Annotated in this window: 7 protein-coding genes and 1 pseudogene; 2 read left to right on the top strand and 6 right to left on the bottom strand. The window is 67.8% G+C overall.

The genetic code is table 11. The features are described from left to right. The 4 genes from A5730_RS11705 to A5730_RS11690 form a co-directional block, all read right to left on the bottom strand. A partial coding sequence (locus A5730_RS11705; protein WP_156745774.1) for a serine/threonine-protein kinase occupies window positions 1-812 on the bottom strand: 812 nt, incomplete at its 3' end. Between the two features lie 158 nt (window positions 813-970). Next, complete coding sequence (locus A5730_RS11700) at window positions 971-2,113, bottom strand: BTAD domain-containing putative transcriptional regulator (protein WP_067900008.1); 1,143 nt, start codon at window positions 2,111-2,113, stop codon at window positions 971-973. 89 nt (window positions 2,114-2,202) lie between these two features. Continuing rightward, a complete protein-coding gene (locus A5730_RS11695) occupies window positions 2,203-4,098 on the bottom strand; it encodes an ABC transporter ATP-binding protein (protein ID WP_067900005.1) in 1,896 nt (631 codons plus the stop codon). Beyond that, complete coding sequence (locus A5730_RS11690; RefSeq protein WP_067900014.1) at window positions 4,095-5,861, bottom strand: ABC transporter ATP-binding protein; 1,767 nt, start codon at window positions 5,859-5,861, stop codon at window positions 4,095-4,097. Before A5730_RS11690 ends, A5730_RS11695 begins: the two co-directional genes overlap by 4 nt. 183 nt (window positions 5,862-6,044) lie before the next feature. Here A5730_RS11690 and A5730_RS11685 point away from each other — a divergent pair, with 183 nt between their 5' ends. Both A5730_RS11685 and A5730_RS11680 read left to right on the top strand, forming a co-directional pair. Then, window positions 6,045-6,602: a DUF3558 domain-containing protein gene (locus tag A5730_RS11685; RefSeq protein ID WP_067900003.1), complete on the top strand. Its 558-nt coding sequence runs from the start codon at window positions 6,045-6,047 to the stop codon at window positions 6,600-6,602. Continuing rightward, complete coding sequence (locus A5730_RS11680) at window positions 6,599-7,141, top strand: DUF3558 domain-containing protein (RefSeq protein ID WP_055405498.1); 543 nt, start codon at window positions 6,599-6,601, stop codon at window positions 7,139-7,141. Before A5730_RS11685 ends, A5730_RS11680 begins: the two co-directional genes overlap by 4 nt. Window positions 7,142-7,145: 4 nt before the next feature. Here A5730_RS11680 and A5730_RS11675 read toward each other — a convergent pair whose 3' ends face one another. Beyond that, window positions 7,146-7,619, bottom strand: coding sequence for a histidine phosphatase family protein (locus A5730_RS11675; RefSeq protein WP_067900011.1), 474 nt, complete (start codon window positions 7,617-7,619; stop codon window positions 7,146-7,148). A gap of 44 nt (window positions 7,620-7,663) precedes the next feature. Next, window positions 7,664-7,882: pseudogene (locus A5730_RS24940) on the bottom strand (hypothetical protein); the annotation flags it as partial.

Raw genomic sequence — 7,882 nt, 5'->3', positions numbered from 1 at the left:
GCCAGGGCCAGGTCCCCGGCGCTGGCGTAACGCTCCTCGGGTTTCTTGGCCATCCCGCGCGTGATCACCGCATCGAAGCCCTTGGGAATCCCGGGTCGAAGCGCGCTGGGCTGGGGGATGGGATTCATGGTATGGGCGGTCACCAGGGCGCCCGCGCTCGACGAGGTGTACGGCGGGGTGCCGGTGAGGCATTCATACAGCACGCAGGCCAGGGCGTAGATGTCGGCGCGGTAGGTGACCTCGGCGTTGGAAAACCGTTCGGGCGCCATGTATTTCCAGGTTCCGACCGCGGTGCCCAGCTGGGTCAACTTCTCATCGGTGGTGGCGCTGGCGATGCCGAAGTCGACCAGATAGGCGAAATCATCGCGAGTGACCAAAATGTTTTGCGGCTTGACGTCGCGGTGCATCACCCCGGCGGCGTGGGCGGCGTCGAGCGCCGAGGCGATCTGGGTGATGATGGCCACCGCGCGCGGCGGGGCCAGCGGCCCAAAGCGTTTGAGCACACTGTCTAAGTCGGTGCCCTCGATCAGGCGCATCTCCAAAAACATCTGCCCGTCGATTTCGCCGTAATCGTGGATGGGCACCACGTGCGGCTCCTGCAAACGACCGGCGGTGCGGGCTTCGCGTTTCATCCGCTCCCGAAACACCGGGTCCTTGCTGAAGGTCTCCGACAGCAGCTTGACCGCCACCGTCCACTCCTTGACGGTGTGCTCGGCCTCGTAGACCTCACCCATCCCACCCCGGCCCAGCAGCCGCTTTAGGTGATACGGCCCAAACTGCGTGCCCACCCGCGAGACCTGCTCATCACTCATCGCCGATCCTTCACACCCATCCACCACGCCACCGACACCCAACAATCGCCGGGCACACCGGTCAGCCGCAACCCCCTGACCTAGCAACCCTGACCGTAAGCCCCCGCCCTCCGGAACGCACCACGAATCGCGCGATTAGCCCCGCGCCGACGGGTGGCTCACGCGTCGCTGTCGGCGGCGATCTGGAAAGTGAATTCGTAGTCGCAGATGCGGACGTGGTCGCCGTCGCGCAGGGTGGCGGCGGAACGGATCCGCTCGTGCTGCACATGGACGCCGTTGGACGACCGCAGGTCGTTGATGATGAAGCTGGTGCCCGTGTCGACGATGACGGCATGGTGGCGGCTGACTTTGGGGCTGTCGAGAACGATGTCGTTGTCGCCCAGCCGCCCGATCCGGGTCGCCGCCGCCCGCAGCGGGTAGCTGCGCCCCGACGCCTCGTGCAGATAAGCGATGGCCTGCTGCCCGGACACCATGGTGTGCTGTTCCAGCACCGTCACCGTGTCGACGGCGGCGGTCTTGGCGGTGCGCTTCACGTCCAACGGCTCTTGGCGCAGGATCTGCTCGTTGAGCGAGCGCAGCGTGGGTCCCGGGTCGATGCCCAGGTCGTCGGCGAGCGTCGCCTTGACGCGGCGGTAGGCGGCCAGCGCGTCGGACTGGCGATCGGTGAGGTAGTAGGCCGTGATCAACTGCGCCCAAAGCGGTTCGCGGTAGGGGTGTTCGGTGGTCAGCGCCTCGAGTTCGGTGATCACGGCGGACGCACGCCCGCAGGCGATTTCGGCCTCCGCCTTGGCGCCATGGACCAGAATCTTCTCTTCGACAAGGGAAGTGGCGAAGGTGTCGACGAATCCGAACTCGCGCAGGTCTTCGAGCACGGGCCCGCGCCATTCCGCCAAGGCGGCCGTCAGGTGCCGGCTGGCCTCTTCGAATTTGCCGGAGGCGGCGGCGTGCACGCCCGCGGTCTTTTCGGCGATGAACCGCCCGAGGTCGTAAGCGTTTTCGTCGATGTTGAGCCGGTACCCTGGCGGCGCCGCCGCCAACACCATGCGCGGCTCGATGCCCGCGGCGCCGAGCAGCTTGCGGAGATTGGACACGTAGGAGTGAATGCTGGCCCGCGCCCCCGACGGCGGCTGGTCATCCCACAGGGCCGTGATGAGCCGGTCGACGGCGACCGGGCTGTTGCGGTTCATCAACAGCAGGGCCAGTACCGCCCGCTGTTTCGGGGTGCCCAAGGCCACCAGGGTGCCGTCGACGCTCATCTCCAGCGGTCCGAGCAGACCGAGTTCGAGACGTTTGTCCACCATCGCGTGTTGGTCCTTCCGTCACTACCTAGCCATTGTGATGGCAATCCCGGCCGATTCGGCGCCAACCCGCGAATACGCGGCCCCGCGGCTTACGCGTGGGTCATGGCGTAGTAGGCGCCCCGGCGCGCCAGCAGCTCGGCGTGACTGCCCTGCTCGACGATCCGGCCGTCGTCGATCACCACGATGCGGTCCGCGTCGCGGATCGTCGAAAGCCGATGCGCGATAATGAAACTCGTGCGATCCCGGCGCAGCTCGGACATGGCGTGGGCGATGAGCGCTTCGGTGCGGGTGTCCACCGAGCTGGTCGCCTCGTCCAGGATCAACAGTTGCGGCCGGGCAAGGAAAGCGCGCGCGATCGTGATGAGTTGCTTCTCGCCGGCGCTGATGTTGCCGCCGCCGCCACTGACCCGCGTCTGGTACCCGGCCGGCAGGGTGTGCACGAACCGGTCGACGTATGCCGCCGCGGCGGCTTGCACCACCTCATCGGCAGTGGCCTCCGGCCGCCCGTAGGCAATGTTTTCCTCGATCGTCCCGTCGAAGAGCCAGGTGTCCTGCAGGACCATGCCGATTCGCGACCGCAGCGACTGCCGGCTCATGGTGCTGATGTCGACGCCGTCCACCAAAATTCGCCCGGAGTCGACGTCATAGAACCGCATGAGCAGGTTCACCAACGTGGTCTTGCCGGCCCCGGTCGGCCCGACGATCGCCACCGTGCTGCCTGGCTCCGCGATCATCGACAGGTCGTGGATCACCCGGACATTCGGGTGGTAGCCGAAGCTCACGTGCTGGAACTCGACCCGTGCGGCACCGCCGCCGGGGGGCGCCGCGGCGGGCACTGGATCCGGTGTTTCCTCGGGCTCGTCGAGCAGGTCGAACACCCGCTCGGCGCTGGCCACCCCCGACTGCAGGGTGTTGTACATGCCGGCCACCTGGCTCAGCGGGGCGTTGAACTGCCGGACGTACTGGATGAAGGCCTGGATGCCGCCGAGGCTGATGCGCCCCGTGGCCACCTGCAGGCCGCCCACCACGGCGACGGCCACGTAGCCGAGGTTGCCGATGAACGCGGTCGCCGGTGCCACCAGGCCCGAGAAGAACTGGGCGCCGAAACTGGCCCGGTACACGTCGTCGTTGCAATCGCGGAACTGCTCGCGGGCCGCGGCCTGGTGACCGAAGGTCTTGACCACCGTGAAACCGCTGTAGGTCTCCTCGATGTGAGCGTTGAGGCGACCGATGCTCGTCCATTGCGCCACGAACAGGCGCTGCGCGCGCCGCGCGATCGCGCGCGTCGCCACCAGCGACAGCGGCACCGTGGCGACGGTGATCAGCACCAACAGCGGCGAGATGGACGCCATCATCGCCAGCACCGCGACCACGGTGAGCATCGACGTCACCAGCTGGCTGATGGTCATCGACAGCGACGACTGCACGTTGTCGATGTCGTTGGTCACCCGGCTCAGCAGCTCGCCGCGCTGGCGTCCGTCGAAGTAGGACAGCGGCAGCCGGTGGACCTTGTCCTCGACATCGGACCGCAGCGCCACCATGGTGCGCTGCACGGTGACGTTGAGCAGGCGCGCTTGCGCCCAAATCAGCAGTGCGGAAACCAGATACAAGCACAACGCCAGCGCCAGGGTGCGCGCCACCGCGCCGAAGTCGACACCCCGGCCGGGCACCACACCCATCCCGGACAGCAGATCGGCGAAGGTGCCCTCACCGCGGGCGCGGGCCGCGGCGACGGCCTGCGCCTTGGTGATGCCCGCGGGGAGCTGCCGGCCGATCACGCCGTTGAACAGCAGATCGGTGGCATGGCCCAGGATTCGCGGGACGACGACCCCGATCACCGTCCCGGTGATGCCCAAGCCGATCACCGCGATGCTCAGCCGGCGTTGGGGCGCAAGCCGTTTGGTCAGCCGGGCGGCCGTGCCCCAGAAGTCGCGCGACCGCCCGGCGGGGGCCGGGGTCAACCCTCGGGTGGCCACCGCGGTCATGGCCCGCCCCCGACCTGACCGGATCGCAACGCGCCCACCGACTGTGAGTCGGCGAACTCCGCGTAGGTGGCGCAGTCGGTGAGCAGCGATTCGTGTGTGCCGATGCCAACCAACCGCCCGCCGTCGAGGACGACTATCTGGTCGGCCTGGGCTGCTGTCGAAACCCGTTGCGTGACAACGATAACGGTGGCCGCGCCAGCCACCTGCTTGAGCGATGCGCGCACTCGCGCGTCGGTGTGCACGTCGAGCGCGCCGAACGAGTCGTCGAAGAGATAGATGGTGGGACGGCGGATGACCGCCCGCGCGATCGCCAGCCGTTGTCGCTGACCGCCGGAGAAGTTGATGCCGCCCTGGGCCACCCGCATCCGCAGCCCACTATCTGCTGGGCCGTGGGCGCGCACGAATCCCTCGGCGTCGGCCACTCGCAGCGCTTCCCACATCTCGTCGTCGCTCGCGTCGGACTTGCCGTACCGCAGGTTGTCGGCCACGGTGCCGGAGAACAGGTAGCCGCGCTGGGGCACCAGTCCGATCGCGGACCAGAGCCGCTCGGTCTGGTAGTCGCGGACGTCGACGTCGTCGACGAGGACGGCGCCGCCGGTCACGTCGTAGAGCCGGCAGATCAGCGATATCAACGTCGACTTGCCCGACCCGGTGCTGCCGACGATGGCCGTGGTGGTTCCGGGCCGCGCCGTGAACGAAATGTCTTGCAGCACTGGGCGGTCGGCGCCGGGGTAGCTGAACGTCACGCCGGCTAGTCGCACCATCCCGGTGATGCCGCCGCGCGGGAAGGCCGGCGCCTGCGGGTCGTTGACCGCGGCCTGGGTGGCGAGCACCTCGGTGATGCGTTCGGCGCACACGGACGCTCGCGGCAGCACCACCAGCGTCATGGTCGCCATCAACACCGCCATCAGGATTTGGGTGAAGTAGGCCAGGAAGGCGGTCAGCGAGCCGACCTGCATCTGGCCGCGATCGATGCGCAACCCGCCGAACCAGATCAGCGCGACGCTGGACACGTTGACGGTCAGCGTGGTCACCGGCAGCATCACCGCCTGCCAATTGCCTGCCGTCAGCGCGGTGTTCGACAACGCGGCGTTCGCGCGGGCGAACCGGTCGCGCTCGTAGCCTTCGCGCGCGAAGGCCCGGACCACCCGGACGCCGGACAGCTGGTCGCGCATCACCCGGTTGATGCCGTCGATCAAGCCCTGCATCCGGCGGAACAGGGGCAGCATGTGCGACATCACCCAATAGTTGGCCACGGCCATGACGGGAACGCTGACCAGCAGCAGCCACGTCAGCGCGGCCTCTTGGTGGATGGCCATCAGGATTCCGCCGATGCACATGATCGGCGCGGTGACCAACACGGTGCTCGATATCTGAACCAGGTACTGGATCTGGCGGACGTCGTTGGTGCTGCGCGTCAGCAATGTGGGCGCACCGAAGCGGGCGGTCTCGTGCTCGGAGAAGGTGGTGATGTGGTCGAACATGGCCCCGCGCAAATCGCGACCGAACCCCATCCCGGTCCGGGAGCCGAAGTAGACCGCCCCGATCGCGCACAGCGCCTGCAGCCCGGTGACCGAAAGCATGATCATGCCGAGCCGGACGATCGTGGCCGTGTCACCCTTGGCGACGCCCTCGTCGATGATCGCGGCGTTGACGGTGGGCAGGTACAGCGATGCCAGCGTGCTGATCAGCTGGAGCACCATCAGCACCGCGACCGGCCGCCGGTACGGCCGGATGTACTGGCGCAGCAGTGCCAGGAGCATTTCGTAAGCGTCGCACACGGGACGCCCGCCGGCGGCCAGCCACCGCCGGACGGCCCAATCCGCGCACCGCATCCGCCGGCGCGGCTGAAACGCCTGCTCAGGCGCGTCGGTGGTTGACCCGCTGAGCTGCCGCTACAGTGCATCGTGTGGACCGGCAGCAGGCTGAGCAGAAGCAGGGTAGCGGTGCGGCGTAACTCGAGGGCGCTGGCCGTTGCGGCGTCGGCCCTGGCGATCCTGGTCCCGGCGGCTGCCGCGTGCTCCGATTCCGGCGGCAACAAACCGGGGGCGACGTCGTCGTCCTCGCCCGGGAACTCCGAGGGTCATCACGGGCCGATGTTCCCGCAGTGCGGCGGCATCAGCGATCAGACGGTGGCGGAGCTGACCAAGGTAACCGGCCTGATCAACACCGCCAGGAACTCCGTCGGATGCCAGTGGCTGGCGGGCGGCGGCATCCTCGGCCCGCACTTCTCCTTCTCCTGGTATCGCGGAAGCCCGATCGGGCGCGAGCGCAAGACCGAGGAGCTGTCGCGCGCCAGCGTCGACGACATCAACATCAACGGCCACGGCGGGTTCATCGCCATCGGAAACGAGCCCAACCTCGGTGACTCGCTGTGCGAGGTGGGCATCCAGTTCCAGGATGACTTCTTCGAATGGTCGATCAGCTTCAGCCAGAAGCCGTTTCCGCCGCCCTGCGACATCGCCAAGGAACTGGCTCGTCAGTCGATTGCGAACTCGAAATGACCAGAAGAAGCGTCCGCGCCGCCGTAGCCGTCTTGATCACCTCGCTGGTGGTGATGACGGGGTGTTCGAGGTCGGTCGGCGGCACCGCCGTCAAGGCGGGGGGCCCGACCCGCAACAACAACTCCCAGCAGCAGTACCCGAACCTGCTCAAGGAGTGTGAGGTGCTCACCAGCGACATCCTGGCCAAGACGGTGGGTGCCGACCCGCTCGACATTCAGAGCACGTTCGTCGGCGCCATCTGCCGCTGGCAGGCGGCCAACCCGGCTGGGCTGATCGACATCACCCGGTTCTGGTTCGAGCAGGGGAGCCTCAGCAACGAGCGCAAGGTCGCCGACTTCTTGAAGTACAAAGTCGAGACGCGAAACATCGCCGGGATCGATTCGATCGTGATGCGCCCGGACGACCCGAACGGCGCGTGCGGGGTCGCCAGCGACGCCGCGGGGGTGGTCGGCTGGTGGGTCAATCCTCAGGCGCCCGGTATCGACGCGTGCGGTCAGGCCCTCAAGCTGATGGAGCTGACGCTGGCCACCAACTCGTAGCGGGCTAGCGCGGCACCTCGAACCCGATCAGTGCGGCGCGCCCGAGTTCGAGGCCCTTCCAGCCGGACGGCACGGTCAGCACGGCGATCGCCGACGTCGGATACTTGACCGAAATCCGTTCGGCCGCAGCGGTATCGGTGCCCTCGCCGGCCAGCCCGAGGGCCAGGGCGGACATCGTCGGCTCGTGACCGACGACCAGCAGTGTCTGCACGTCGTCGCCGACCGCGTTGATCTCCTCGATCATGGTGCCGGGTGTGGCGCCGTACAGCCGGTCGCTATAGCGCACCGGCGCGTCGATGCGCGTGTTGGCCAACGTCTCTCGCGCGCGCGTCGCGGTGGAGCACAGCGCGGCGTCGACGGCCGGGGCGTTGGCGCGCAGCCAATCACCGGCGAGCCCGGCCTCTCGGATCCCGCGCGGCGCCAACGGCCGCTCGTGGTCGGCTACGCCGGGCGGGTAGTCGGATTTCGCGTGACGCATCAACAGCAGCGTGCGGCCATCTTTCACGGGAGTCACGCTAATCCCTATGCCGCGTCGTCGTCATCGTCATCCCGGAGCAGTTTCTCGGGGTGGTGGAAGGTGTTGGTGCGGGGCCGGCCCCAGTCCAGGCGGGGCGGGGGGATCCATTCGGTGTGGCCTTGGGTGTTTTTGCGGGTGCGCCAGCCGCCGGGTTTGAGCAGGCGGTGATGCGGGCCGCAGGCGAAGGTGAGGTCGTTGATGTCGGTGCGCCGGCTGCGGGCGTA

Origin of the sequence: Mycobacterium sp. ACS4054 (assembly GCF_001667275.1) — a bacterium.
In the GTDB taxonomy this organism is placed as follows: Bacteria; Actinomycetota; Actinomycetes; order Mycobacteriales; family Mycobacteriaceae; genus Mycobacterium.
Note: the sequence above shows the minus strand (reverse complement) of the source record. Positions and strands in the feature narration are given on the sequence as shown.